At 71.6% G+C, this 26,414-nt stretch carries 22 protein-coding genes; 10 read left to right on the top strand and 12 right to left on the bottom strand.

Annotated elements, in window-relative coordinates:
- Window positions 1-57: 57 nt before the first annotated feature.
- Together AB0J64_RS11780 and AB0J64_RS11775 are read right to left on the bottom strand one after the other, a co-directional pair.
- Entirely contained in the window at window positions 58-1,335 is a 1,278-nt protein-coding gene (locus tag AB0J64_RS11780; protein WP_364024447.1) for a M1 family metallopeptidase, read from the bottom strand.
- Complete coding sequence (locus AB0J64_RS11775; RefSeq protein WP_364024444.1) at window positions 1,326-5,174, bottom strand: Pls/PosA family non-ribosomal peptide synthetase; 3,849 nt, start codon at window positions 5,172-5,174, stop codon at window positions 1,326-1,328. The genes AB0J64_RS11780 and AB0J64_RS11775 overlap by 10 nt, the downstream gene beginning before the upstream one ends.
- Window positions 5,175-5,572: 398 nt before the next feature.
- On the opposite strand from AB0J64_RS11775, the gene AB0J64_RS11770 reads away from it, so the two are divergent.
- From AB0J64_RS11770 to AB0J64_RS11755, 4 genes are all read left to right on the top strand, one after another.
- The gene (locus AB0J64_RS11770; RefSeq protein WP_364024442.1) at window positions 5,573-7,279 is read left to right on the top strand and encodes an enoyl-CoA hydratase-related protein; all 1,707 of its coding nucleotides are present in this window, start codon (window positions 5,573-5,575) and stop codon (window positions 7,277-7,279) included.
- 16 nt (window positions 7,280-7,295) lie between these two features.
- On the top strand, window positions 7,296-8,825 hold the full coding sequence (locus AB0J64_RS11765) for a UDP-N-acetylglucosamine 1-carboxyvinyltransferase (RefSeq protein WP_364024440.1): 1,530 nt from the start codon (window positions 7,296-7,298) through the stop codon (window positions 8,823-8,825).
- 81 nt (window positions 8,826-8,906) lie between these two features.
- Complete coding sequence (locus tag AB0J64_RS11760; RefSeq protein ID WP_364024438.1) at window positions 8,907-9,953, top strand: tyrosine-type recombinase/integrase; 1,047 nt, start codon at window positions 8,907-8,909, stop codon at window positions 9,951-9,953.
- An 80-nt stretch (window positions 9,954-10,033) separates the two neighbouring features.
- Entirely contained in the window at window positions 10,034-10,285 is a 252-nt protein-coding gene (locus tag AB0J64_RS11755; protein ID WP_364024435.1) for a helix-turn-helix transcriptional regulator, read from the top strand.
- 245 nt (window positions 10,286-10,530) lie between these two features.
- Here AB0J64_RS11755 and AB0J64_RS11750 read toward each other — a convergent pair whose 3' ends face one another.
- The 3 genes from AB0J64_RS11750 to AB0J64_RS11740 form a co-directional block, all read right to left on the bottom strand.
- Window positions 10,531-11,190 (bottom strand): RICIN domain-containing protein, encoded by a 660-nt coding sequence (locus AB0J64_RS11750; protein WP_364024432.1) that lies wholly within the window; start codon window positions 11,188-11,190, stop codon window positions 10,531-10,533.
- Between the two features lie 62 nt (window positions 11,191-11,252).
- Complete coding sequence (locus AB0J64_RS11745; protein ID WP_364024429.1) at window positions 11,253-11,504, bottom strand: DUF4242 domain-containing protein; 252 nt, start codon at window positions 11,502-11,504, stop codon at window positions 11,253-11,255.
- 125 nt (window positions 11,505-11,629) lie between these two features.
- Complete coding sequence (locus AB0J64_RS11740; RefSeq protein ID WP_364024426.1) at window positions 11,630-14,233, bottom strand: AAA family ATPase; 2,604 nt, start codon at window positions 14,231-14,233, stop codon at window positions 11,630-11,632.
- A gap of 228 nt (window positions 14,234-14,461) precedes the next feature.
- Between AB0J64_RS11740 and AB0J64_RS11735 the strand changes: the two genes are divergently transcribed.
- Window positions 14,462-14,974 (top strand): hypothetical protein, encoded by a 513-nt coding sequence (locus AB0J64_RS11735; RefSeq protein ID WP_364024423.1) that lies wholly within the window; start codon window positions 14,462-14,464, stop codon window positions 14,972-14,974.
- A 165-nt stretch (window positions 14,975-15,139) separates the two neighbouring features.
- Here the strand turns inward: AB0J64_RS11735 and AB0J64_RS11730 are convergent, their stop codons facing one another.
- The gene (locus AB0J64_RS11730) at window positions 15,140-17,479 is read right to left on the bottom strand and encodes a LuxR C-terminal-related transcriptional regulator (RefSeq protein ID WP_364024420.1); all 2,340 of its coding nucleotides are present in this window, start codon (window positions 17,477-17,479) and stop codon (window positions 15,140-15,142) included.
- A gap of 203 nt (window positions 17,480-17,682) precedes the next feature.
- On the bottom strand, window positions 17,683-18,579 hold the full coding sequence (locus AB0J64_RS11725; RefSeq protein ID WP_364024417.1) for a helix-turn-helix transcriptional regulator: 897 nt from the start codon (window positions 18,577-18,579) through the stop codon (window positions 17,683-17,685).
- A gap of 98 nt (window positions 18,580-18,677) precedes the next feature.
- Between AB0J64_RS11725 and AB0J64_RS11720 the strand changes: the two genes are divergently transcribed.
- From AB0J64_RS11720 to AB0J64_RS11710, 3 genes are all read left to right on the top strand, one after another.
- The gene (locus AB0J64_RS11720; protein ID WP_364024414.1) at window positions 18,678-19,928 is read left to right on the top strand and encodes a multidrug effflux MFS transporter; all 1,251 of its coding nucleotides are present in this window, start codon (window positions 18,678-18,680) and stop codon (window positions 19,926-19,928) included.
- 59 nt (window positions 19,929-19,987) lie between these two features.
- Window positions 19,988-21,010: a zinc-dependent alcohol dehydrogenase family protein gene (locus tag AB0J64_RS11715; RefSeq protein WP_364024411.1), complete on the top strand. Its 1,023-nt coding sequence runs from the start codon at window positions 19,988-19,990 to the stop codon at window positions 21,008-21,010.
- 279 nt (window positions 21,011-21,289) lie between these two features.
- Entirely contained in the window at window positions 21,290-22,279 is a 990-nt protein-coding gene (locus tag AB0J64_RS11710; protein ID WP_364024409.1) for an aldo/keto reductase, read from the top strand.
- A 188-nt stretch (window positions 22,280-22,467) separates the two neighbouring features.
- Here AB0J64_RS11710 and AB0J64_RS11705 read toward each other — a convergent pair whose 3' ends face one another.
- Both AB0J64_RS11705 and AB0J64_RS11700 read right to left on the bottom strand, forming a co-directional pair.
- Window positions 22,468-22,866 carry an ATP-binding protein gene (locus AB0J64_RS11705; protein WP_364024406.1) on the bottom strand — a complete coding sequence of 133 codons (399 nt, stop codon included), beginning with the start codon at window positions 22,864-22,866 and terminating at the stop codon, window positions 22,468-22,470.
- Window positions 22,863-23,051: a DUF5999 family protein gene (locus tag AB0J64_RS11700; RefSeq protein ID WP_345002884.1), complete on the bottom strand. Its 189-nt coding sequence runs from the start codon at window positions 23,049-23,051 to the stop codon at window positions 22,863-22,865. Before AB0J64_RS11700 ends, AB0J64_RS11705 begins: the two co-directional genes overlap by 4 nt.
- 221 nt (window positions 23,052-23,272) lie before the next feature.
- Here AB0J64_RS11700 and AB0J64_RS11695 point away from each other — a divergent pair, with 221 nt between their 5' ends.
- Together AB0J64_RS11695 and AB0J64_RS11690 are read left to right on the top strand one after the other, a co-directional pair.
- Window positions 23,273-23,581, top strand: coding sequence for a metalloregulator ArsR/SmtB family transcription factor (locus tag AB0J64_RS11695; protein ID WP_364024403.1), 309 nt, complete (start codon window positions 23,273-23,275; stop codon window positions 23,579-23,581).
- On the top strand, window positions 23,578-24,186 hold the full coding sequence (locus AB0J64_RS11690; RefSeq protein ID WP_364024400.1) for an SRPBCC domain-containing protein: 609 nt from the start codon (window positions 23,578-23,580) through the stop codon (window positions 24,184-24,186). Before AB0J64_RS11695 ends, AB0J64_RS11690 begins: the two co-directional genes overlap by 4 nt.
- A 60-nt stretch (window positions 24,187-24,246) precedes the next feature.
- Here AB0J64_RS11690 and AB0J64_RS11685 read toward each other — a convergent pair whose 3' ends face one another.
- The 3 genes from AB0J64_RS11685 to AB0J64_RS11675 form a co-directional block, all read right to left on the bottom strand.
- On the bottom strand, window positions 24,247-25,233 hold the full coding sequence (locus AB0J64_RS11685; RefSeq protein WP_364024397.1) for a DUF4037 domain-containing protein: 987 nt from the start codon (window positions 25,231-25,233) through the stop codon (window positions 24,247-24,249).
- 113 nt (window positions 25,234-25,346) lie between these two features.
- On the bottom strand, window positions 25,347-25,541 hold the full coding sequence (locus AB0J64_RS11680) for a hypothetical protein (RefSeq protein ID WP_364024394.1): 195 nt from the start codon (window positions 25,539-25,541) through the stop codon (window positions 25,347-25,349).
- 75 nt (window positions 25,542-25,616) lie between these two features.
- Window positions 25,617-26,348 (bottom strand): GNAT family N-acetyltransferase, encoded by a 732-nt coding sequence (locus AB0J64_RS11675; protein ID WP_364024391.1) that lies wholly within the window; start codon window positions 26,346-26,348, stop codon window positions 25,617-25,619.
- Window positions 26,349-26,414: the final 66 nt, after the last annotated feature.

Below are 26,414 nucleotides of genomic sequence, written 5' to 3'. Positions count from 1 at the left end.
CGCGGTGACACAGCGGCCACTCCCCCAGGGTTGGAGCTCCCGGACGGGTGCGCTCCTTCAGACGGCCGGCGGCAGGGGTTTGTCGTACAGCCAGGCGGACAGCAGCGGGCCCACCGGCCGTGCCGTGTGCCGCTGGACGTGCGCGGCCAGGTCCTGGGTGGTGACGTTGCCGTGCCGGTGCGCGGTGGTCCAGGCGCGCAGGGCGGGAAAGAACGCCTCGTCGCCCAGCGTCCGGCGCAGGGCGTGCACGGTCAGCGCGCCGCGCTTGTACACGCGGTCGTCGAACAGCATGTCCACGCCGGGGTCGGCCAGGACGAAGTCCTGCGGCAGGCCGGCGAGCCGCTGGTGCCAGCGTCGGGCGTGTTCGGCGGCGGGCGGGCCGCCGGATGCCTCGGACCACAGCCACTCGCCGTAGGTGGCGAAGCCTTCCTGGAGCCAGATGTCGCTCCAGCAGGACACGGTGAGGCTGTTGCCGAACCATTGGTGCGCCAGTTCGTGGGCGATGAGCCGTTCGGAGCCGCGGTGGCCGTCGACGTGGTTGCGGCCGAAGATCGACATGCCTTGTGCTTCGACGGGGATGTCGAGGTCGTCGTCGGCGACGACGGCGATGTAGCCGGTGAACGGGTAGGGGCCGAATCGGTGGGTGAAGGCGGCCATCATCTCGCCTTGGCGGCCGAAGTCGTGGCGGGCGCGGGTGCCGAGGCGTGGCGGGTGGGCGAGTTGGGTTCCGGCGATGTCGGTGAGCTGGTAGCGCCCGATCTGCACGCTGGCTAGGTAGGTGGCCATGGGTTCGGGTTGGTCGTAGGTCCAGGTTGTGGTGCCGGCTGCGCGGCGGTGGGCGGTGAGGATGCCGTTGGCGACGACCTGGTAGGGGGATGCGGTGGTGACGGTGATGCGGTAGGTGGCCTTGTTGTCGGGCCGGTCGTTGCACGGGAACCAGGAGGGTGCGCCGGTCGGCTGGCCGGCTACCAGTGCGCCGTCGGTGAGTTCTTCCCATCCCAGGCCGCCCCAGGGGCTTGGGATGGGTGCGGGTCTGCCGGTGTAGCGGATTTCGACGACGGTGTCGGCTCCGGCGGGTAGTGGTGTGGGCAGGGTGATGCGTAGTTTGCCTGGTCGGTGTGCGTGGCGGGCGGGGGCTCCGTCGACGGTGACGGCTGGGATGCGGAAGCGGCCGAGGTCGAGGTCGAGGGTGGTGAGGGGTTCGGCGGTGGAGATGGTCAGCCGGGCTGTGCCGTCGAGCCGGTTGCCGGTGACGCTGTATTTCAGGGTGAGGTCGTAGTGGGAGACGTGGTAGCGGTGGTCGCCGTGTGCGGGGAAGTACGGTGTCATCGCCATGCCGAGATGGGGTTGCCGAACCATCGTGTTCGGGCGGGTACGGCTTCGCCGCGCATGACGAGTGAGGCCGGTCCGATGGTGGTGTCGTTCCCGATGTGGGCGGCGGGCAGGATGACGCCGTGTGGGCCGAGGGTGGCGCCGGCGTCGAGGGTGACGGTGTCGATGTTCATGACGCGGTCGTGGAAGAGGTGGGTTTGCAGGACGCAGCCGCGGTTGACGCAGGCGCCGTTTCCGAGTGTCACGAGGTCCGCTTCCGGCAGCCAGTATGTGTCACATGTGACCCCATGCCCGATCTGTGCCCCAAGTGAACGGAGCCACGCGTTCAATGGTGCGGTTCCCAGCCATGGCTGGGCGAACCAGGGGGCGGCCAGCACTTCCACGAAGTTGTCGGCGAGTTCGTTGCGCCATACGAAGGAGTTCCACAGGGGCCGGCTGCCTGCTGTGATCCGGCCGACGAGCGCCCATTTCGCGGCTGTGGCGACGGTGGCGGCGAGGATGCCCGCGGCTGCCAGGAGGACGCCGCCCAGTGCGAGCGCCGCGGCGTAGCCGTAGGCGGCGGCGAGCCATTCGAAGGCGGCGGCGGTCAGGACGGCGAGCGTGACGGTGCACATGGCGGGTACGAGGCGGAACGTCTCGACGAGCGCTCGGGCCGCTTTGTAGCGGGCGGGCGGGTGGTAGGTGCGGCTGCGGTCGGCTTCTTCGGCGGTGCGGCGCAGCTCCATGGGTGGCATGCCGACGTATGAGGAGCCGGATCGGGCCTTCTTCGGTGTGGCCGACAGTACGCCGACGAGGCCGTCCTTGGGGACTTTGCGGCCGGGTGCGGTCATGCCGGAGTTGCCGAGGAAGGCGCGTTTGCCGATCCGTGCGGAGGCGATGCGCATCCAGCCGCCGTCCAGTTCGTACGGGGCGACCATCGTGTCGTCGGCCAGGAAGGCGCCGTCTCCGACGGATGTCATCGTGGGCAGGGCCAGGACGGTGGACAGTTCGGTTCCGCGGCCGACTTTCATGCCGAGTGCCCGTAACCAGGCGGGTGTCAGGACGCTGGCGTACAGGGGGAACAGCCAGACGCGGGCTGAGGCCATGAGCCGGCCTGTGGTCCATGCCTGCCAGGCTTGGCGGCTGTGGACGGGGTGGCGGCCGGCGTGCAGGCCTGTGCCGAGCAGTCGCACGCTGGCCAGCGTGATCAGGGCGTAGGTGGTCATGCCGGCGATGGTGGCCAGTGGCACGGCGGGCAGGGCGGCGGTCAGGGCTTGGCCGAGTGTGGGTGCGTCGGCGGCGGACGCGGCCAGGACGGTGAGGGCGGCTGCGGCTGCGGTGGCCGGGAGCAGGCTGAGCGCGATGGCGGTCAGGGCGTACAGGGTGGCCCAGGTCCGGGAGCGGGCGGGTCGTTCCGCCGGCCGGGATCTGCGTGACTTGCCTTGTCTGAACGCCGGGGCGCCGGCCCAGAGCTGGCCTGCCGGTACGTTGCCGGCGACCGCTGATCCGGGGGCGATCTGGGCGTTCTTCCCGATTTTGGTGCCGGGCAGGAGTGTTGATCGGGAGCCGATTCTCGCGCCGGCGCCGATCTTGATGTCGCCGATGTGGAGGCGGCCGCCGTCGTACCAGTGGCCGCGGAGGTCGACTTCCTGCTCGATCGAGGCGCCGCTGCCCAGTTTGAGCAGTCCGGTGATGGGGGGCGGGGAGTGCAGGTCGGCGTCGCTGCCGACGTGGGCGCCGAGCAGGCGGGCGTACCAGGCCAGGTAGGGTGCGCCGGCGAGGTCGGGGACGCCGAGCCGTTCGGCGAGGCGTTCGGCGAACCACAGGCGCAGGTGGACGCTGCCGCCGCGTGGATGGCTGCCTGGTCGTACGCCGCGCAGCAGGAGCCGGGCCGTGGCCGCGGACAGGCCCATCCGTCCGGCGGGGGTGACGAACAGCAGGGCGCCCAGGGTGACCCACCACCATGACAGGGTGGGGGCCCAGGCGGGGGCCAGCAGGTTGCCGAGGGCGGCGAGCGGGACGATCCAGCGCATCGCGCCGATGGTGAGCAGCGGGATCATGAGTGCTGACTGCGCCAGCGCGGCGCGGGTGGGCATGGGGGTGACGGGCCGGCGTTCCGGCTTCGTCTCGCCTCGGTCCTGCAGCAGTCGCGCCAGTCCGCCGAGCGTGGGCTGCGCGTACACGTCGCCGACGGCCACGTCGGGGTGGTCGGCGCGCAGCATGGACACGAGCCGGGCTGCGGCCAGGCTGGTGCCGCCGTCGGTGAAGAAGTCGGCGTCCCGTCCTTTCGGTGCGACGCCGAGGATGGCGGTCCACCGTTCGGCCAGTGCCGTCTCGGCGGGGCTCAGCGCGCCGTCGGTCGCGGTGGGCGCGGTGGGCGCGGTCAGGGGCCAGGGCAGCGCGTCGCGGTCGACTTTGCCCGAGGTTCTGGTCGGGAGGGTGTCGACTGCTGCCAGGCGCGGTACGAGGGCGGCGGGCAGTGAGTCGGTGAGCAGGTCGCGGGCGTGGCCGGGGTCGAAGCCGGGTTCGGTGACGACGTAGCCGACGAGTACCTGGTGGCCGCCGCCGGCGGTGCGGACGGCCGCGGCGGCGCCGGTGACGCCGGGCAGGGTCCGCAGGGCGGCTTCCACTTCGCCGAGTTCGATCCTGCGGCCGCCGAGTTTCACCTGGTCGTCGGCGCGGCCGAGGAACAGCAGGCCCTGGGGGTCGGCTCGGACGAGGTCGCCGCTGCGGTAGGCGCGTTCCCAGCCGAGGGACGGCAGCGGCGCGTACTTCTCGGCGTCTTTGACGGGGTCGAGGTAGCGGGCGAGGCCGACGCCGCCGATGACCAGTTCGCCGCTCTCCCCCATGGCCACCGGTTCGCCGTCGCCGTCGATGACGGCGAGGTCCCATCCGTCGAGGGGCAGGCCGATGCGTACGGGCCCGTCGCCGGTGAGGGGCGCCGCGGAGGCGACCACGGTGGCTTCGGTGGGTCCGTAGGTGTTCCATACTTCGCGTCCGGGTACGGCGAGCCGTTCGGCGAGTTCGGGCGGGCAGGCTTCTCCGCCGAAGATGAGCAGCCGGATGCGGTCGAGGTGCTCGGCGGGCCACAGCGCGGCCAGCGTGGGTACGGTCGAGACGACGGTGATCTGCTGCTTGGCCAGCCAGGGGCCGAGGTCGATGCCGGTGCGTACGAGGGCTCGGGGCGCGGGCACCAGGCAGGCGCCGTGCCGCCATGCCAGCCACATCTCCTCGCAGGAGGCGTCGAAGGCCACCGACAGTCCGGCCAGCACGCGGTCGCCGGGGCCGAGCGGCCGTTCGCGCAGGAAGAGTCCTGCTTCGGCGTCCACGAACGCGGCGGCGGAGCGGTGTGTCACCGCGACGCCCTTCGGCTTGCCGGTTGAGCCGGAGGTGAAGATGATCCAGGCGTCGTCGTCGGGTGTGGGCGGCGTCGGGGTTGTGGCGGCGTGGCCGCTGACGGTCAGTTCGCCGGAGATGACCGCGTCGACGTCTGCCTCGGCGAAGACGAGCGCGGCTCGTTCTGGCGGGTCGTCGGCGTCGACGGGCACGTACGCGGCGCCGGCGGCGAGCACGGCGAGGATGGACAGGTACAGGTCGGCGGTTCCGGATGCGACGCGTACGCCCACCCGGTGGCCGTGGCCGATCCCGGCGGCGGCGAGTTCGGCGACGAGGCGGTCGATCTCGGTGCGCAGTGTGCGGTAGTCGAGGCGTACGGTGCCGTCGTCGATGGCGAGGGCGTGCGGGTGCCGGCGGGTGGTCTCGTCGAGGATGTCGATGAGGGTGCGTGGCGGTGCCGCCAGCATGCCCGCGGGGTAGAGCGCGGTCGCGGTGGTGTGGCGTAAGTCGGTCTGGTGGCTGGGCAAGCAGTGCTCCTGTGGGTCGGCGGCGGCTGACATTGAAGGGTACGTGCCGTTCTTCTTTGATCGGTCGCGGCCGGCGATGGCGCGGCGGGCGGGTGGCGGCCGCTCCCCCGGCGGTTGGGGCTCCTGGATGGGGGGATTCGGTTCGGGCCGGGTGCGGAGTCTGGGGTCCACCACAGCGGATGTTTCGGGCAAATCGGTCCAATTAGGGCCGGTCTGGGCGGGTTTTTTGCGGTGAAATGTCACCGGCAGTGGACGATCCGTGTCAGCATCAAAGACATGTATGGGCCATATGGGACTGCCTTAAATGAGGGAGACGGGAGAGAACGCCCGTCCCGCTGAGCACTCCCCTGCCGTGCCCCGTTCCGTGTCGTCTACCTTGCCTGGAAAGAAGTCCCCCGTTGCGTATCTTGCTGCTGTGCTCCTCGTTCAACGGCCTGACCCAGCGTTGCTGGCTGGAGTTGCGCCGCGCCGGCCATGAGGTGAGTGTCGAGCTGGCCGTCTCGGAGCAGGCGATGGCGGAGGCGGCCGAGCTGGCCAAGCCGGATCTGGTGATCTGCCCGTTCCTGAAGGAGCGGGTGCCTGAGGCGCTGTGGCGTTCCCACCGTACGGTGATCATCCATCCGGGGCCGCCCGGGGACCGGGGGCCGTCGTCGCTGGACTGGGCGATCCTGGAGGGCGAGAGCGAGTGGGGCGTGACGGCGCTGCAGGCCGTCGAGGAGATGGACGCGGGCCCGATCTGGGGGTACCGGACGTTCGCGATGCCGTCGGAAGCGCCGCGCAAGTCGGCGCTGTACAACGGTCCGGTCGCCGACGCGGCGGTGGAGCTGGTGACGGAGGTGGCGGCCAAGGCGGCCGATCCGTCGTTCGTGCCGGTGCCGCTGGACTACCGTGCGCCGGAGGTCCGGGGCCGGCTGCGGCGGGCGATGCGGCACTCCGATCGGGAGTTCTCCTGGGAGGAGCCGACGCAGGACATTCTGCGGCGGGTGCGGGCCGCCGACGGGGCGCCCGGCGGTCGGGCGATGTTGTGCGATGTGCCGGTGCGGGTGTTCGACGTGTACCGGGGTCCCGATCTGGCGGGGCGGCCGGGGCAGGTGGCGGCGCGCCGGGAGGGCGCGGTCCTGGTGCACACCGGCGACGGCGGTTCGGTGTGGGTGGGCCATGTGCGGCTGGAGCAGGACGGAGCGATCAAGCTGCCGGCGGCGCTGGCGCTGGGCGATCGGGTCGCCTCGGCTCCGGAGCGTTCGGGCTACAGCGAGATCACCTATGACCGCAGCGACGGCGTGGGAGTGGTGAGTTTCGACTTCTACAACGGGGCGATGTCGACCGAGCAGTGCCGGCGGCTGTCGTCGGCGCTGCGGTACGCGGTGGCGCAGGACACGCGGGTGCTGGTGGTGCGGGGCGGGGAGACGTTCTCCAACGGCATCCACCTGAACGTCATCGAGGCCGCGCGCCAGCCGGAGCTGGAGGCGTGGCTGAACATCAACGCGATCAACGGGGTGTGCCGGGAGATCGTGGGCTGTACGAGCCAGCTGGTGGTGACGTCCATCGGGGGCAACGCGGGCGCGGGCGGGGTCATGATGGGGCTGGGCGCCGACCGGGTGATCATCCGGGAGTCGGTGGTGCTGAACCCGCATTACCGGACGATGGGCCTGTTCGGCAGCGAGTACTGGACGTACGTGCTGCCCCGCCGGGTGGGCGCGGAGACGGCGCGCAGGCTCACGCAGCAGGCGTTGCCGGTCGGCGCGGTGGAGGCGGTCGAGATAGGACTCGCCGATCGGATGCTGGGCGGGCCGCGGCTGGACTTCGAGCGCAGGGTGCTGGAGTACGCCGAGCGGCTGGCGGCGGATCCCGGTTATGATCGACTGCTGGCGGGGCGGCGGCAGGCGCGTGAGGTCGATGAGCGGCGCAGGCCGCTGGACGCGTACCGGGCCGAGGAGCTGGCGGAGATGAGCCGCGACATGTTCGACGACCGCAACGAGTTCCGGGCGGCGCGGCGGGCGTTCGTGCACAAGGCGAAGGCTTCGGCGACGCCGGAGCATCTGGCGGGTCATCGGGAGTTGTCCGGCGCGTCGGCCTCTGCCGGCGCTGCGGCATCTCATATGTGAGATATGGTCTCGTGTTGTGGCAGATGACTATCTTGTGCGGATCGGCCGGCTGATCCGGGATGCGCGTCAGCATCGTGGATGGACGCAGTTGCAGCTGGCGGATGCTCTGGCGACGTCTCAGAGTGCGGTCAACCGGATCGAGCGCGGCAACCAGAACATCAGTCTTGAGATGATCGCCCGGATCGGTGAGGCGCTCGACAGTGAGATCGTCTCGCTGGGATATGCGGGGCCGATGCATCTGCGGGTGGTGGGCGGCCGCCGGCTGTCGGGCAGCATCGACGTCAAGACGTCGAAGAACGCGTGCGTGGCGTTGCTGTGCGCGTCGCTGCTGAACTCGGGCCGGACGATCCTGCGGAAGGTGGCGCGGATCGAGGAGGTCTACCGGATCCTGGAGGTGCTGGCCTCGATCGGGGTGCGGGCCCGGTGGATCAACGAGGGCAGCGACCTGGAGATCGTGCCTCCGGCCCGGCTGGAGCTGGAGGCGATGGACACCGAGGCGGCCCGCCGCACCAGGAGCGTCATCATGTTCCTGGGCCCGTTGATGCACCGCACCGAGCAGTTCCAGATCCCGTACGCGGGCGGCTGCGACCTGGGCACCCGCACGGTGCAGCCGCACATGTCGGCGCTGAAGCACTTCGGGCTGGACATCACCGCGACGGGCGGGTTCTACCACGCGCGGGTGGACCGGGAGGTGTCGCCGTCGCGGCCGATCGTGCTGACCGAGCGGGGCGACACGGTGACGGAGAACGCCCTGCTGGCGGCGGCCCGGCACGACGGCGTGACGGTGATCCGCAACGCCTCCTCCAACTACATGGTGCAGGACCTGTGCTTCTTCCTGGAGCAGCTGGGCGTGCGCGTGGAGGGGGTGGGGACGACGACGCTGACGGTGCACGGGCTGCCCGACATCGAGCGCGACGTCGACTACTCCCCCTCCGAGGATCCGGTGGAGGCGATGAGCCTGCTCGCGGCGGCGGTGGTGACGTCGTCGGAGCTGACGATCTGCCGGGTGCCGGTGGAGTTCCTGGAGATCGAGCTGGCGGTGCTGGAGGAGATGGGCCTCGACTGCGATCGGGGCCCGGAGTACGCGGCGGCCAACGGGCGTACGCGGCTGGTGGATCTGACGGTGCGGCCGTCGAAGCTGATCTCCCCCATCGACAAGATCCACCCGATGCCGTTCCCTGGGCTGAACATCGACAACGTGCCGTTCTTCGCGGCGATCGCGGCTTCGGCGCAGGGCTCGACGTTGATCCACGACTGGGTGTACGACAACCGGGCGATCTACCTGACGGAGCTGACCCGGCTGGGGGCGTCGGTGAAGCTGCTGGATCCGCACCGGGTGCTGGTCGAGGGTCCGACGCGGTGGCGCAGCGCGGAGATGATGTGCCCGCCGGCGCTGCGGCCGGCGGTGGTGGTGCTGCTGGCGATGATGGCCGCGGAGGGCACCTCGGTGCTGCGCAACGTTTACGTGATCAACCGCGGGTATGAGGATCTGGCCGAACGGTTGAACGCGTTGGGAGCGCGCATCGAGACGTTCCGCGACATCTAGCGTTCCTGTCGGTGCCGGCCGCTACGGTCGTCCTTGGATCTTTTCTCGTGCGCGGGACATTCGAGGGGAAGGTGGCGGCCGGTGCGGCCTGCGGAGCTCGAGCGGCTGACGGTGGCGGAGGCGGCTGACCGTTATGTGGAGCTGGTGCGGGCCAGGACGGTGACGGGGGCGCTGTCGCCGTCGACGGCAGAGGTGTATGCGCGGGATGTGGCGACGCTGGTGGAGCTGGCCGGCGCCGAGGTGGTGCTCGACGATCTGACAGGCCAGGACGTGGACGCGCTGCTGCTGGCGTTCGCGCGCCGACCGGACGGGCGGCGGCGCACGGCCAGCGGCGGGCAGTCACCGTCGTCGCAGGCGCGTTTTCGCCGGTCGATCTCGGCATTGTTCAAGCATGCGACGCTGGCGGGCTGGGTGCAGATCAACCCGATGACGGCTTCGACGGTGACGGCCAAGGAGCGCGGCGGGTTGCGGCCGCAGCGGCGGGCGTTGACGCGCGAGCAGGCGCAGGGGCTGATCGGGGCGGCGCGGGCGCTGCCGGAGGCTCCCCCGGCGGCCAAGCGTCGCGACCAGCGTACGGAGTTGCGCGACGCGGTGATCGTGCTGCTGCTGTCGACGGTGGGGCCGCGCGTGTCGGAGCTGGTGCGGGCCAACGTGGAGGATTTCTTCACCAACGACGGGGTGCGTTACTGGCGGATCTTCGGCAAGGGCGGGCGGACGCGGGACGTGCCGTTGCCGGACGGCGTGGCCCGGGTGTTGCAGGAGTATCTGGAGCGAGGGCGGCCGACGGTGGTCGACGCAGTGTCCAACGCGGGGGCCGGTGCGGGGGCCGACAAGGCGTTGCTGCTGTCGTGGCGGGGGCGGCGGCTGGCGCGGGGGGACGTGCAGGCGGTGATCGACCGGGTGCAGCGGCGCGTGGATCCCGATCAGCGGCGTTCGGTGACGCCGCACGGGTTGCGGCATACGACGGCGACGCATCTGCTGGCGGACGCGGTGGACATGGACGCGGTGCGGCGGGTGCTGGGGCACAGCGATCTGTCGACGCTCGGCCGCTATCGCGATGAGCTGCCGGGTGAGCTGGAGGTGGCGATGCGTACCCATCCGCTGCTGCGCGGCAAGAGCGGCCGGTGAGTGCGGTGCCCCTCCCCCCCTGCCGCTCGCGACGGAGAATTCGATAACTATACCGGTATCGCGGGTATAGAGTGGGTTACATGGTACGACCTCCGCTGACCCTTGAGGAGCGGCTGCGCGGCGAGCAGCTGGGCTTGATCCTGCGCCGGGCCCGTGGCGAGCGCAGCATCGTCGAGGTCGCGGCCGCCGCCGGCATGTCCGCCGAGACCCTCCGTAAGATCGAGACGGGCCGGATCGCGACGCCGGCGTTCTTCACCATCGCGGCCCTGGCCGACGTGCTCGGCATCTCGCTCGATCGGCTGGCCACCCGCTCCACGCCCGCCCCTACCTGACCGGCTGCTCCCCCGGGCCGTCGCCTGGACGGCCGCGCCGTCACCGAGCTGCGCGCCCAGGGCCGCCAGGTACCCGACGAGGTCCTGGCCCACATCTCACCCGGCCACAGCGCCACCATCAACGTCGTCACCACGGGTCACGGCGGTGGCGGTGCTGCGCCGTCCTGCGCGGCCGTGACGATGAGGGCCTCCCCGGCGGAGAGGCCCTCATCGTCATGTACGGGCCCGGCGTCCGGACGTCACGGTCACTGCAAGCGCCACAGCTGGGCGTCGTTGGGCGAGGTGCAGGTGAAGACCTTGGCCAGCTGCCCGAGGGTGTCCAGGCACAGCGAGGGGTCCAGGGCCGACTTCAGCTGGCCGAAGCCCACCCCCGTGGACGGGATCTCCCCCTGGTGCAGCCAGCGCTCGCCGGCCAGGCGGCTGGGGTCGCAGGTGTGCTGCACCACCTGCGCGCCGAACGCGGCGACCTCGTTCCTGACCTCGACGCACTTGCCGCTGCCCCGGTTGGACAGCTGGTAGACGAAGGCGCCGGAGCCGTCGACCGACAGCAGGGTGGGCAGCCACAGCTGGGCGTCGTTGCCTTTGCAGGAGATGCGCTGGAGGACGGCGTTCTCGGTGGTGGAGGCGTCCTTGACGTCCAGGCACTTGCTCTGCTCGGCCTCCTGGACGTTGAAGAAGCCGCCGAGGGCCAGCGGGCCCGGGCCTGGCGGGGGCGCCACCGGCCCTCCGGTCGGCTGCACCGACGCCGATGCCGACACCGACCCCGGCGCCGGGGTCGGCTGGTCGGCGGCGTTCGCGGCGGCCGGCACGAGGCAGGCGGCCGCGGAGATCGCCGTGGCGATCGCCGCGGCCAGCAGCAGCGGCGCGGTCGAGCGTCGTGCGCGGCCGGAGAGGATCTGGTTCATGGGCGTTTTCTCGCTTCCTGTTGAGGGGTTTTCGATCCGTTACGTGAGGGCGCTGCGGCGTGTCAGCTGCCTTCCTGCACCTGGAAGATCTGGTCGGCCACCAGCCCGTGGGCCTCGCGGTGCACCGCCGCGGCCGCCTCCGCCGAAGGCGCCTCGACCAGGCAGAAGATCGTGCCTTGGCTCTCGTCGACCCAGTAGCGCAGGTAGCTGACGTCGTGGCGGCCCTGATGCTGCAGGTCCGCCTGGTGCGCCTGGACGACGTCGGCCATCGCGACGCCCTGGGCGATGGTGTGGACGTCCATGTAGAGCGGCATGCCGGCCTCCCGTTCCGTGGTGAGTCCCGCCAACCGTAGGGACGCAGGCCGGGGAGCCGGATCGGGAGCGGTTGCCTATGTTGCGCCGCGCGTTCCCTAGATTTCCGTGCGGGAGGTGCGCGCGCTCAGGCGTCGGCGGTGGCGTCCGCCTCGGTCAGGCCGAGGCGGACGGCCTGGTCGGCGGCGGCGGCGCGGCTGGGCGCGCCCAGCTTGGCGAGGATCGCCGAGACGTGGTGGCCGGCCGTCTTGACGGAGATGAAGAGCTTGGCGGCGATCTCGGCGTTGGTGTGCTGCGCGCAGAGCAGGTCGAGCACCTCCCGCTCGCGCCGGGTCAGCCCGGAGGGATGCTCCCGCGTGGCCGCGCGCGGCCCGGCCGGCAGCGAGCGGACGCCGAGCCCGCGCAGGCGCCCCCTGACGATCCGCGCCGCGGACAGGGCGCCGAGGTCGGTGAGGATGCGCAGGGCCTCGCGCAGCTCCGGCTCGCCGCTCGCGCCGGACAAGGCCAGCGCGGCATCATAGCGGCAGCCCAGCTCGCTCCAGGCCCGCGCCGCCCCGGCCGGGTCGCCGCCGAGTTCCAGCCGGTACGGCTCGGGAAACACCCCGTGCGGGATGCGCGGGGAGCCGGTGCGCGCCAGCCAGACCGCGACCGCGCCGCGTTCCCAGGCGTCGGCGGTGGCGGCCACGTCGCAGGCCAGCTCCGCCTCGCGCCGCGCCTGGCCCGTCCTGCCCTCCAGCCAGTACGCCTCGGCGCGGGTCAGCCGCACCGGGACGATCTGCTGCGGCTCGCCGGTGCGGTCGGCCAGCTCGGCCGCCTCGTCGAGGTGCGGCCAGAGGCCGCCTTCGCCACGACGGGCCAGGACCGAGCCGATCCTGCGTACCGTGCACATGCGGTTGGACGGGGAGCGGCCCACCGTGGCCAGGATGGCGGCGCTGATGGCCAGCGACTCCTCCCAGCGTCCGGTGCGTTCCATGATGGTGGCCTGCTCGCCGCGCACGCAGGTGCCGTACGTGGGCAGGTCGTGCTCGTCGCAGTAGGCGATGCCCTCGGCCGCGCACCGTTCCGCCTCGGCGAAGCGGCGCCGGCCGCTGTGCATGGCGACCAGGTTCGTGTAGGCCCGGCCCGCCTGGTCCTGGTGCCGCCCGGCCAGGGCGACCTCGAGCGCGCGGCGCATCTGCTCCTCCCAGGCGCCGCCGCGTATCCAGGCGCACGCGGCCCGGGTGTTGAGGGCGTCGCTGAGCACGTCGGTGGCGCCGAGCGGCTCGGCCAGCTCCTGCGCGCGCAAGGCCAGCGGCTCGGCCAGGTCGTGCTCGTAGCGCAGCATCCGGTGGTTGGCCAGCGTGGCGTACGCCCAGGCCAGTTCGATGCCGGGGCCGAGCGGCTCCAGGACCGCCACGGCGGCCTCGGCGGCGGCGACCTCGCCGTGGCACAGGTTCCACTTGATGCGCGACAGCCGGCGCAGCGCGCTGCCCTCCCGCAGCCGCTCGCCTACCTGGCGCCACTGCGTCAGCGCGCGTTCGCAGGCCTCGGCCGCGTCCTGCCACTGGTCGAGCAGGGCCGCCTCGTCGGCCAGCTCTTCGCACAGCTCGGCCACGGTCGCGGCGTCGGCCCCGGTGTCGGCGGCGAAGCGCAGGGCTCGCCGGTACTGGGCCGCCGCCTCGCGGTGGGAGGCCAGCCAGGCCGCGCGGCGGGCGGCGGCGGGCGCGTGGCGCAGGACCGCGGCGGCGTCGCCCGCGGCCTCGGCGTGGAAGGCCATCCGGGCGTCGTCGTCGCAGCCCAGCGCGGCAAGAGCGGCCAGGACCAGTCCGTGGGTGGCGCGGCCGCGGCGGGCGGGCAGCGCCCCCTCCACCGCCAGCCGGGCGATCTCGTGGCGGAAACGCAGCCATTCGCCGTCGCCGGTGAGGAGCCCGCACGCCAGCAGCTCGTCCACGGCCGGGGCCGGGCACGGGGTCACCGCCTCCAGCAGCCGCCACTCCACCCGGGTGCCCATCAGCGCCGCGACGTCGAGCACCTGGCGGGCCGCGCCGCTCAGGCGCGCGGCGCGCGCCAGCACCGCGTCCCGGGCCGAGCCCGGAACCTCGTGCATGCCGGCCTGGACGACCTCGGTCACGTAGAACGGGTTGCCGCCGGTCAGCCGGTGCAGCGCGCCGGCGTCGGCGTCGCTGCCGCCGGCCAGCTCGCGTACGGCCCGCGTGGACAGGGGCGCCAGGCCGATGCGCCTGGTCGAGCGCTGCGAGGCCAGATCGCCCAGGGTGACGCGCAGCGGATCGGCGGCCGAAAGGCCGTCGTCGCGGTAGGTGGCCAGCAGCAGCAGCGCGCTGTCGCGTAGCCGCCGGCCGAGGAAGCGCAGCAGGTCGAGGGTGGCCTCGTCGGCCCAGTGGACGTCCTCCACCACGACCACGTCCAGCCTGGCCGGGTCGCCGATCTCGCGCAGCAGCCCCCGGAACAGCTCCTCGCGTCCGGCGCCGGCGCGGCACAGCTCCAGCAGCGGGCCGCCGAGCTGCTCGGCCAGGTCGAACAGCGGCCCCAGCGGGCGCGGGGTGAACAGTCCGTCACAGGCGCCCCACGACCATCGCGCCGCCGGCAGGTCCTGCTGGAAGTGCTCGACCAGCGCCGACTTGCCGACGCCTGCCTCGCCCGCGATCAGGACCAGCCGCCCCTGTCCGCGCCCTGCCTCGGCCGCGTACTCGGCCAGCGACGCCAACGACGACTCCCGCTCCAGCAAGCGCATCCCCGTAGTATCCGCCACCGCCGGGCGGCTGGTAAGGGATCTCTTCGCCGGGGCATCGGGCGGTGTGGGGCCGATGGGTTACCTAGGCCGGGGGTACCTACACGTACCCGTAGTCGAATAGGTACCCATATGGGGATTTATCCCGTCTCGGTGTTTGGCGTGGTCCAGCAAGCTGGATGCGTGTTCTGTACACATGCGCCGAACGGGGAGGGGAGATAAGTGCCAGCCATGTTGCAGCCGCAAGTCGAGCAGAGCGTCGTCCCGGACCAACCCGCGCTGCGGATGGTGACGTGGAACGGGCTTCTGGCCGTGGCAGACGGCCTGGCCGTTCGCGCCGGGTTGACGAAGCAGGACCGCGCCGTCTCGTGGCTGCTGTCGGCACGGCCTTCGGCGGTGCCCAGCGCGCGGCGGATGACCGCCGTCCGGCTGGCCGCGTGGGGGTTGCAAGAGCAAGCCGAGGACGTTGACCGGCTGGTCAACGAGCTCGTCACCGACGCCTTGCGGCACGCCACCGACAAGATCAGGCTCGCGCTCTGGGTGGAGGAAGGCCTGCTGCGGGGCGAGGTGGAGGACGTCAGTGCCCAGGCCGCGGCCACAGCCGCGCAGCCGCGGCACGTCACGCTGCTGGGGCACCTGGTGTGCTGCTGGGGGATCGCCGGCAAGGTCGTGTGGTTCGAGCTCGTCACATCGGAGCGGGACTGCCCGCACGCCCACCCGGACCGAACCGATCGAAAGGAATGACGCATCGTGCGCCAGATCAGGATCCGCACGTCCAAGCGGCCACGCCGGCCTGCTCAGAGCACGATGGATCTGCGGACCCCGTCAGGGCGGCCGCTGCCGTTCTGACACCTACGAGAAACGACGGGCGGAACCGGCCAGACCGGTTCCGCCTTCCTGACGGGCACGTCACTGGCCGTCGGCTCGGGCGCGCTCCCCCACCCACACCGCGATCTGCGCCCGCGAATTGAATCCCAGCTTGGTCAAGATGTGCTCGATGTGACCTTCGGCGGTCCGCTGGGCGATCACCAGGGACGCCGCGATCTCCCTGTTCGTCAGCCCTTGGGCGACCAGCTCGGCGATCTCCGTCTCGCGGCGCGTCAGCGGCGGCGTCTCCCCCTTGGCCACCCGTCCGGGCTTGTCCTCCTGCAGCGCGTACGCGAGCGCCTCGTCGACAGGCATGCCGGCGCCGCGCCGCACGGCCGCCTCGAACGCCGTATCCCCCAGCTCCTGACGCATCGCCGCCTGGCATTCGTCGTGGTAGCGGGCCAGGTGCCCATACCCTGACAGCGGCGCCCCGATCGGGCTCCACATCGTCTCCAGGATGCCGAGCAGGCGCGCGGCCCGCTGGTGGTGGCCCTGGCTGGCGGCGATCCAGGCCAGCACCTCGATGTTGAGGCCGGCGCCGAGCCGGTCACCGAGGGAGCGGTTGAAGGTCAGGCTCTGTTTCTCCAGTTCGGCGGCGCGGGCCAGATCGCCCTGCCGCCATACCTCCACGCCGAGCGCCATCATCGTGTACGCCTTGTGCCAGCCCTCCCCGTGGGCGTCGCACACCGACAGGCACTCCTCGCCCGCCGCGATGGCGCGCGAGGAGTCACCCAGGAACGAGTGGGCGAGCGTCAGCCGGATGAGCGACAGCGCGATCCCCACCGGGTCGCCGTTTCGGCGGTGGCGGGCCAGGGCGTCCCTGTATAGCTCGATCGCGGCCTCCGTTCGCCCCTCGCACATGGCCACCATCCCGGAGAACAGCGCCACGTAGGCCAGGACCGGCTCGTCGTGCAGCTGCTCCCCGATACGGCGGCTTTCGTCCAGCATCGCGGTGGCGGCGGGGCGGTCGGCCTGGATGACCGCCAGCCAGCTGGCGGCCCACAGCGCGCGGGCGCGCGCCGCACTGGGTTCGGTGTCGGCGGCCAGCGCCCGTTTCAGCCAGTCGCGTCCCTCACCCAGGTAATAACTGGTGATCCAGTGGTACAGCAGATCGCCGGCCATGTTCAGCGCCGCGTGGTCCTCGCGCGGCGTGCTCAGCCAGCTGTCGAGGGCGGCCCGCAGGTTGGCGTGCTCCTTCTGAAGCCGGCCGAACCAGGCGATCTGCTGGGGGCCGAACAGCTCCGCCCGCGCCTGCGCGGCGAGGTCGCGGTAATAACCACGGTGCCGTGCCAGCAGGCCCGCCTCGCCGCCGGAGCCGGCCAGGCGCTGGCGTCCGTACTGGCGCAGCGTTTCCAGCATGCGGTAGCGTACGCCGCCCGGGTGGTCTTCTCGCATCAGCACGGACTTGTCGACCAGGCCGATCACCAGGTCGATCACGTCCTGGCGGGCGATGCCGTCCCCGCTGCAGACCGTCTCGGCCGCCTCCAGGTCCAGTCCCCCGGCGAAGACCGAGGCCCGCTGCCACAGCAGGCGCTCTTCTTCCAGGCATAGCGTGTAACTCCAATCGATCAGTGCCCGCAGCGTCTGGTGCCGGGGCAGCACCGCCCGTGACCCGGAGGTCAGCAGGCGGAAGCGGTCATCGAGCCGGTCGAGCAGTTGCTGGGCCGACAGGGCGCGCAGCCGGACGGCGGCCAGTTCGATGCCGAGCGGCAGTCCGTCGAGCAGGTGCACGATGCGGGTGACGACGTCGCGGTTGTTCTCATCGACGGTGAACGTCGGCAGCACGGAACGGGCGCGTTCGGCGAACAGCCGTACGGCGTCCTGTTTCACCAGCGTCTCCAGCGGCGGCGCCGGCAGCTCGCAGGAGGGCAGCGGCAGCGGCGCCACGGGCACGACCTGCTCGCCGCCGATGCCGAGCGGCTGCCGGCTGGTGGCCAGCACGCGCAGGTCGGGTGAGGCGCGCAGGAGCGTCTCGGTGAGTACGGCGCATTCGCCGACCATGTGCTCGCAGTTGTCGAGGATGAGCAGGGCCTGCTTGTCGCGCAGGTAGCGGGTCAGGACCCGCATGGGCGGGTCGCCGGTGTGGTCGCGGATCTCCAGGGCCTCGGCCACGGCCTGGGCGAGCATGCCGGGGCAGTCCAGTTCGGCCAGTTCGGCCAGCCACACGCCGTCGCGGAAGGCGCGCCGTACCTCCTGGCCGACGCGCAGGGCCAGGCGGGTCTTGCCGACTCCGCCGACGCCGGTGAGCGTCACGGCCCTGGAGGAGGACAGCAGGTGTTTGACCTCGGCCACCTCGTGCCGACGCCCCACGAAACTCGTCACCTCGGCGGGCAGCCCACCGTTGGGCTGTCCCCGGTAGGTGCCGGTCGTCACCGTTGTCATTGGCGCCTTCCGCGATGCGGCCGGCGGGTCTGCATCGGACCGCATCCCACGTGGTCCAGGTTATGTCGCGGCCGTTATCCCAGACGAGCACGGTCAAGAACCCACAACAAGTTTTGGCCATCGCATGGTGTAACGGCGTCTCGGCCTTGACGGCGGCCCGGTTGACCTTTAGGTCAACGGTGTGCGTCCCGCCCGGCTCAGCGCTATCGCGTGCGGCTGGTGGCTGCTTCGTCGCCGGTGTTCGCCGGCTGCTCGGCGGCCAGGCAGGCCAGCAGGCGCAGGCGTTCGGCGGAGGGCGATCCGGGCTCGGCGGTGTAGATCAGGAGAACCAGCCCGGGTTCGGCGGTGATGGCGAGTTCTTCGTAGGCGAGGACGAGTTCGCCGACCTCGGGGTGGATGAAGCGCTTCGTCCCTGTCCCGTGGGTGCGCACGTCGTGCGCGGCCCAGAGCGCGCGGAACGTCTCGCTTCGGGTGGACAGCTCGCCGACCAGGTCCTGCAGGGCGCGATCGTGGGGATCGCGGCCGGCTTCCGCGCGCATGATCGCGACACACATCTCGGCGAACAGCTCCCAGTCGGGGTAGAACGCGCGCGAGGCGGGGTCGAGGAACTGGAAGCGGGCAAGGTTGGGGGTGCGGCCGCCGTCGCCGATCACGGGCGAGTAGAAGCGGCGGCCGAGCGCGTTGGTGGCCAGCAGGTCCTGGCGCGGGTTGCGGACGAAGGCGATGCCGTCGGTGATGGCGTCCAGGGCCCAGTGCAGGCTGGGGCGGGAGGCGCTCTGCCGGGTCGGGCGGCGGCGCGGGCGGCCGGATGCGGGGATGCCGTCGGCGGCGCGCGCCAGGTCGAACAGGTGCGCGCGTTCGGTGTCGTCGAGGCGCAGCGCCCGCGAGATCGCCTCCAGGACCGATGAGGACGCGCCGGCGATCGCGCCGCGTTCGAGCTTGGCGTAGTACTCGACACTCACCCCCGCCAGGATGGCGACCTCGGTGCGCCGCAGGCCGGGCACGCGCCGGTTGAGCCCGGCGGGGAGGCCGGCCTGCTCGGGGGTGACCTTGGCCCGTCGCGACGTGAGAAACTCGCGAACCTCGCGGCGATTGTCCATAATCCCAGCGTAGAGGGGGTCCGGCAGGCTCTGGGGTGCCCTGTCAGTACACCCATCGACAGAGACTCCCGCTCTGGCGCTGGACGCCTTTCACTGGTGTGGTGCTCCATCCATCTCCACCCGCGTCACGTCCGGTCTGCCGGCTGCTGCCGGCGCTGCTGCTCCTGCTGACCATATTCGGCCCCATGTCGATGGACCTGTACCTGCCCGTGCTGCCGGCGTTGACGATCGAGCTGGACGCCGGGACGTCGACGGCGCAGCTGACCGTCACCGCCTGCCTCATCGGCCTGGCGCTCGGACAGCTCATCGCCGGGCCGCTGTCGGACCGTTTCGGCCGCGGCCGGCCCCTGTACGCCGGCGTGGCCGCCTACATCGCGACCTCGGTGTTGTGCGCGGCGAGTCCGAGCATCGAACTGCTCATCGGCGCCCGTCTGGTGCAGGGGCTCGCCGGCGGCGCCGGCATCGTGATCGCGCAGGCCGCCGGACGAGACCTCTACTCCGGCGGGCGGCTCATCCGCTACTACGGCCGCATGACCGTGCTCGGCGGCCTGGCCGCCATCGTCGGACCCCTGCTGGGCGGGCAACTGGCCAGGATCACCGACTGGCGCGGGCTGTTCGTGTCCCTGGCCGTGATCGGCGCGGTCATCCTCGCGGTCATCGCGTCCGGCTACCGGGAGACGCTGCCGGCCCACCGCCGTACGACGGGCGGATTCGCGCAGACCGGGCGGGACGTCCGCCGGCTGCTGTCGGACCGCGCCTTCAGCGGCGCGGTGCTGCTGCAGGGATGCGTCAACGCCGCCCTGTTCGCCTACCTGGCCGGGGCCACGTACGTGCTGCAGGGCATCTACGGGCTGTCTCCGCAGCAGTACGCGATGGCGTTCGGGCTGAATTCGGCCGGGTTCATGGCGTTCGGCTACCTCGCCGGGCGCAGCAGCGAACGGTGGAGCGTGACGGGCACGCTCGTGGCGGGCCTGGCCATGTGCGCCGTCGGCGCGCTCGGCCTGCTCGCCAGCGGGCTACTGACACTGCCGCTGGCCGCGGTGATCATGTCGTTGCTGGTCATGGTCAGCGGCGTCGCCGTCACCACCCCGCCGGCGACGACGCTGGCCCTGGCCGGCTACCCGCAGATGGCCGGGACCGCGTCATCGCTGCTCGGCATGGCACGCTTCGCCTTCGGCGGGCTGTCCGCGCCGTTCGTCGGCCTCGCCGGGGCGGCCACCATGCTGCCACTCGGCATCGTCACCGTCGTCTCGGTCGCCCTCGCGGCGGTGGCCTACGCGACCCTCATGACCCGTCGCCGCCCCCGAACCGCGCCCGAACGACCGCTCACCGACGCGCGGGCGGGCTGACCCCACCACCGGCGCAAGAAGACCACCACAGATCCACTCGAAACCTGGAGAACCTCACCATGCGCGCAGTCATCATGCACGCTCCCGGCGACGTCCGCGTCGAGGAGCGCCAGGCCCCGGCCATCGTCGAACCGACCGACGCCATCATCCGCCTGGCCGCCGCCTGCATCTGCGGATCCGACCTGTGGCCCTACCGCGGCCTCGACCCGATCCACGGCCCCACGCCCATGGGGCACGAATACGTCGGCGTCGTGGAGGAGATCGGCCCGGCCGTCAACGACATCAAGGTCGGCGACTTCGTGGTCGGATCGTTCTTCGCCTCCGACAGCACCTGCGAGATCTGCCAGGCCGGATACCAGAGCCGCTGCGTGCACGCCGTACCCATGGGGATGATCGGCACGCAGGCCGAACGGCTGCGCGTGCCACTCGCCGACGGCACCCTCGTCCCCACCGGGGCCCAGCCGACGGCCGAGCAGATCCCGAGCCTGCTGGCCGCCTCCGACGTGCTCGGCACCGGCTGGTTCGCCGCCGTCGCGGCCGAGGCCGGGCCCGGCAAGACGGTCGCGGTCGTCGGCGACGGCGCAGTCGGCCTGCTCGGCATCCTGGCCGCCAGGCAGCTGGGCGCCGAACGCATCATCGCCATGAGCCGTCACGCCTCACGGCAGAAGCTCGCCCTGGAGTTCGGCGCCACCGACATCGTCACCGAGCGCGGTGACGACGGCGTCGCGAAGATCAAAGAGCTGACCGGCGGGCTCGGCGCGCACTCCGTCATCGAGGCCGTCGGCACCCGCGAGGCGATGATGCAGGCCATCCGCGCCACCCGTCCCGGCGGGCACGTCGGCTACGTCGGCGTCCCCCACGGCGTGGACCTGCCCGGCGAGGAGCTGTTCTTCTCCGGCGTCCACCTGCACGGCGGCCCGGCCCCGGTGCGCCAGTACCTGCCGGAGCTCATCAGCCTGATCATGAACGGGGAGATCGACCCCGGCCGGGTCTTCGACCTCACCCTGCCCCTCGACCAGGCCGCCGACGGCTACCGGGCCATGGACGAGCGCCGCGCCATCAAGGTGCTGCTGACGCCCTGACCTCACCATCCCCACGGCCCGGCTGACACGGCCAGGCACACGCCGCCCAGCGGCATGGGTCGTGGCCGTCTCGCCCGGGCCCGCAAGTCCTCGGGAGCGGGCCCGTACCAAAGGAGCAGTCTTCATGCGTGTCCATGCCTACGCCGCGCCGGCCTCCGACGTGCGCTACCGCTTCGTCATCGACACCACCACCCTGGCGCCTTCCACCCAGCCTGACCAGCGCTTTTGATGGGTAGTGGTGACTCTCCGGCCGACGACACAAAGAGAGCGACCATCGACATGGACCACCAGCATCTGGGCCGGAGCGGCCTTCGGGTCAGCCGGCTCTGCCTGGGCACGATGAACTTCGGCATGACCACCGACGAGCCCACCTCCTTCGACATCATGGACCAGGCCATGGAGGCGGGGATCAACTTCTTCGACACCGCCGACGTGTACGGCGGTCCCCAGTCCCCGGACATGGACAAGGGTTACGGCATCTCGGAGGAGATCATCGGCCGCTGGCTCGCCCAGGACCGCACCCGGCGTGACCGGATCGTCCTGGCGACCAAGGTGTATCAGCCGATGGACACCGGCCCCAACGACCGGCGCCTGTCGGCGTACCACATCCGCCGCGCGTGCGAGGCCAGCCTGCGCCGGCTCCAGACCGACCACATCGACCTCTACCAGATGCACCACGTCGACCGCTCCACGCCGTGGGAGGAGATCTGGCAGGCGATGGAGCAGCTCGTACGCGAGGGCAAGGTCACCTACATCGGCAGCAGCAACTTCGCCGGCTGGGACATCGCCACCGCGCAGAACGCCGCCACCGCGCGCAACCTCCTCGGCTTGGTGTCGGAGCAGAGCCTGTACAACCTGACCGCCCGGACCGTCGAACTCGAAGTGATCCCGGCGCTGCGCTACTACGGCATCGGCCTCATCCCCTGGAGCCCCCTCGCCGGCGGCCTCCTCGGCGGCGTCTTGCGCAAGGCGGAACAAGGCCGCCGCACCAGCGAGCAGGTGCGGCGGCAGATCGAGCAGCACCGCTCCCAGCTCGAACGCTACGAGGCTCTCTGCGCGGACCTCGGGGAGGAACCCGCCGACGTCGCGCTGGCCTGGCTGCTGCACCATCCCGTCGTCACCGCCACGATCATCGGTCCGCGCACCACCGAGCAGCTCAGCGGCAGCCGGCGGGCGCCCGAGATCTCCCTCTCCGACGGAACACTCCGGGAACTCGACGACATCTGGCCCGGCCCAGGAGGAGAAGCGCCCCAAGCATATGCTTGGTAGCGACGGCACCGCGCCTCATCGTTTCCGGCAGGCGGCCGTCCACGACCTCACCCGCCCCCCGGCTCGCACCGCCGCCAAGTGAGCACTGACGCGGCCGCACCACAGGACTCGTGGATCCGTGAGGGAGGGGGACGGGGCGCGGGGTGGCGCGGTGGGTCTTGACGCGACGCCCCGGGCCCCGCCCCAGTTCAGGCGTTCAATGCGGCCGGTACGGGCACGGGCAGCTCGAACCAGACGACCTTGCCCCGGCCCGTCGGGACGCTGCCCCAGCCCGACGACAGCACCTCCACCAGCAGCAGCCCGCGCGACCCCTCGTCGTCGGCGGCGGCCGCGCGCGGGCGGGGCGGCAGGGGGCTGGAGTCCTCGACCTCGCAGCGCAGCAGCCCGTCGGCGGCCGACAGGTTCAGGCGCACGATCCCGCACGCGTGCCGCACCGCGTTGGTGACCAGCTCGCTGACCAGCAGCTCGGCGAACTCGCACGTCTGGTGCAGCCCCCACTCCGCGAGCTGGGCGCGTGCCGCCTGCCGGGCCTTGAAGACCGAGCAGGTCCGGGACGCGAACGTCCACGACGCCGGAGCTACGTTCATGCGGCCTTGCCGCTCAGTGCGGGGACGACGCTGCGGCCGTCGGGCAGCAGCTCGCCCGTGTCGTCGAAGAAGACGACTCCGTTGCACAGAAGTCCCCATCCCTGCTCCGGGTGGTACGCCACCAGGCGCGCGGCATGATGGTCGATGGCGTCCGCGGGAGGACAGGGAGGCTGGTGCGTACACATGGTGCGATTCCCCCGTTCCTCACATCCAGCCGATTCCTTCACGTTCCAGACTGCCTCACGTATCCGCCAAGAAAGAGGTGAGAAATCCCCACTTAGGTACCTATTTCGAGTACCTACGTAGTGTTCCCACACCCCCGCCGAAGACACACCCCCAACGCCCGCCGCACCACCTAGCTACATGCCCTTGCAGGCATATAACCAGGAAGGTATATCAACGAGCCATGCGCTTCGACGTGCTCGCCGACCCCAACCGCCGCCACATCCTCGACCTCCTCCTCCAACACCCCCGCAGCGTCGGCGACATCACCCACCACCTCGGACTCACCCAACCCGCCACCAGCAAACACCTCCGCATCCTCCGCGAAGCCGGACTCGTCACCGTCCGCAAAGACGCCCAACGCCGCTGGTACGAACTCCGCCCCGCCCCCCTCGCCGAAATCGACGCCTGGCTCACCCCCTACCGCAAACTCTGGAACCACACCCTCGACCGACTCGAACAACACCTCGACACCATGGAAGACGACCAATGACCGACAACCTCACCCTCCACCCCGACGGCCGCACCACCCTGCACATGCAACGCCGCCTCCCCCACCCACCCGAAAAAGTCTGGCGCGCCATCACCGACCCCCGGCACCTCGCCCACTGGTTCCCCGCCACCGTCACCATCGACGGCGACCACATCACCTACGGCTTCGGCCCCGACGGACACATCACCGAAAACGACCCACCCCACGTCTTCGCCCACACCTGGGGCGACGACGAACTGCGCTGGGAGATCCGCCCCGACGGCGCCACCGCCAGCATCCTCACCCTCACCCACACCTTTACCGACCACCACGGCGCCGCCAGCTTCGCCACCGGCTGGCACACCTGCATCCTCGCCCTGCGCGCCACCATCGGCGCCCCGCCACCCGCGCCCTTCACCACACCCGGCCTCCAGACGGGAGCGGTCACCCGGATCGAGACCGCCAAACTCCTGGAGTACGACACGCCGACCGGCCCCGTCCGCTGGGAGCTCACCCAAGGCACCGGCCAGGGCGCGCGCCTCATCGTCACCCACACCGGCGACACCACCACCCTCAGCGCCTGGCGCGTCCGCGTCGAGGAGCTGGCCTCCTCGCTCGTCAGCTAAGGGTTTTGAAGGGAGTGAAGCGGAAATCGCATCAACCCACGCCCTTTACAATGTAGATCATTAACCTTCGAGGCCCAGCGCCGCCGCCGTCACCCGCCGCGCCCGCCCAGGCTGCACCAGCAGGTCCGTCGAGTCCGACAGCTGATCCACACACCCCACCACCGGCAGGTCCCGGATCACCGGATCCGACACCGCCGCCATCAACGCCTCGGCGAACCGGTCACCCCCGATCACCTCGAACGGCCGGTCGAAGAAGCCCCGTACCCGACCGTCCAGCGGCTCGGCCAGCGCCACCCGGTTCTGCAGCGCCGCCACCCGCGCGTACGCGCCCGACAGCCCCTCCTGCCGCTCCCGCCAGGAGCGCGCCGCCACCGCCGCCCCCAGGCACTCCCCCAGCTCCGCCGAGCCCGGCAGCCGCGCCAGCGCACTGCCCAGCCATTTCGCGTACGGCGGGTAGCGCCGCCGCAGCAGCAGCGCCAGCCGCATCACCTCACGCGCCAGCCGCGCCCCCACGACGGCCGAACCCAGCTCGTCGCCCACCTCGCCGCACCGCCCGGGGAACGGCTCCTCCTGCGCGATCCGCCGCCACTGACACGCCAGCACATACCGCCACACATCCGGCGGATACCAGCGCAGCGCCGCCCTGGCCGCCTCCAGGGCACCGCCCTCCAGCCCGTCATGGAACACCTCGCCCCCCGTCACCTCGGCCAGGCTCTGCCACGGCACCGACAGCCAGTCCAGCAGCGACACCCCGCCCCGCGGGTCGAAGCCCAGCCGCTCCACCAGCCACGCCCCCAGCTCCGTCACCGTCACCCCGGGCTGCACACTGCCGTGGTAACCGAACACGGTCGGAAAACCGCAGAAACGCTCCGGCAGGCCTGCCGCCACCTTCGCCCGCACCTCGGCCACCGACTCCGCGGCCACGAACACCAGCACCCGCGGCCCCCAGTCATGGTCGGCCGAGCGGGCGGTGTCGAACTCCAGCACCTCCGACCCGGGCCCGATCAACGCCGCACTGTGCGCCACCCCGGGCACCAAGGGCGCCACCACCTCGCCATAAAAGGCGCGCGACAACTCAATACCTGGCACAAAATCGGACATCACCCCGTCAACTGTGCCGCAGCGCCGTCCGAACCTCACCCGATTTTCCGGACGCGTCATCAAGGTCCGCCCGGGGGCGTCCCGGCGGCGAGCAGGTGGGTGAGGGTGGCGGTGAGCCAGCGTTCGTAGCCGTCGGCATCCCAGCCGATCATGTCGCGGGCGAGCAGGTACGTCTCGGTGTGCACCAGCACGGCGCTGGTGTCGGTCAGCCAGTCCAGATCGTGGCCGGCGGGCAGGAGCCCGTCGGCGGCCATCTTGGCCCAGAAGGCGTGGACGTTGTCGCGGGTGGCCTGGCGGCCGGCCCGAGAGGCGGCGGCCGGGGTTTCCGTTCAGGCAGTCACGCGGGAGGCCAGCACGCGCCGCCGCCGGTAGCCGACCCGCTCATAGACGGTGATGGCCGCCGCGTTCCCGTCGTCCACCATCAGCGCCGCCCGCCCGTAGCCGGCCAGCAGCTCGCGCGACACCCACCGGCACACCCGTTCGGCCAGCCCCCGGCCGCGAAACCGCGCCCGGGTGGCGACCCCGGCCAGCAGGCCCACGGTGGGCGCCGACCACGCGTCCGCCGCCACCGCCGCCAGCTCACCCTCCACCCGCACGCCCGCCCACCGGCTCACCCCGGACACGCCGGGCACCGCGTACGAATCGGGCGCATCGGCCGCCAGCAGCGCCGTGACCTCCGCGTCGGCGGCCGGCTCCAGCCAGCCCACCCCATCAGGAGCGGGCCCCCGCAGAGCGGGCAGGCTCATCCAGGAGAACGTCCCGGCCGGCTCCAGCCCGTCCAGCTTCGCCGTCACCTCGCCCACCAGCTCCCGCTCCCCGAACGGCCGGTAGGAGGGCCCCAGCTCGGCGAGCGCGTGGCCCACCAGCTCCACCGCGCACGAGACGCCGCCCCACACGGCTAGCCGGTCGCGCCGCGACGCGCCCGGCGCGGCGGCCACGACCGCGTCGCCGAGCGCCCACGCCCGCGCTCCCCCGCGCAGGCCCTGCGCCGCCCACATCAGCAGGTCGTCGTCGCCGCACGCCTGGCGCACCTGCCCGGCATCGGTCAGCTCACGCACCATCACGAGATCACACCCGCCCCGCGCCGGCCGGCTAACGGACCATCACACGATCGCACCTGCGCGGCG

Source organism: Nonomuraea sp. NPDC049695, assembly GCF_040674955.1.
GTDB classification, from domain to species: domain Bacteria; phylum Actinomycetota; class Actinomycetes; order Streptosporangiales; family Streptosporangiaceae; genus Nonomuraea; species Nonomuraea helvata.
The sequence above is the reverse complement of the archived record's forward strand: the minus strand, read 5'-3'. Positions and strand labels throughout refer to the sequence as shown.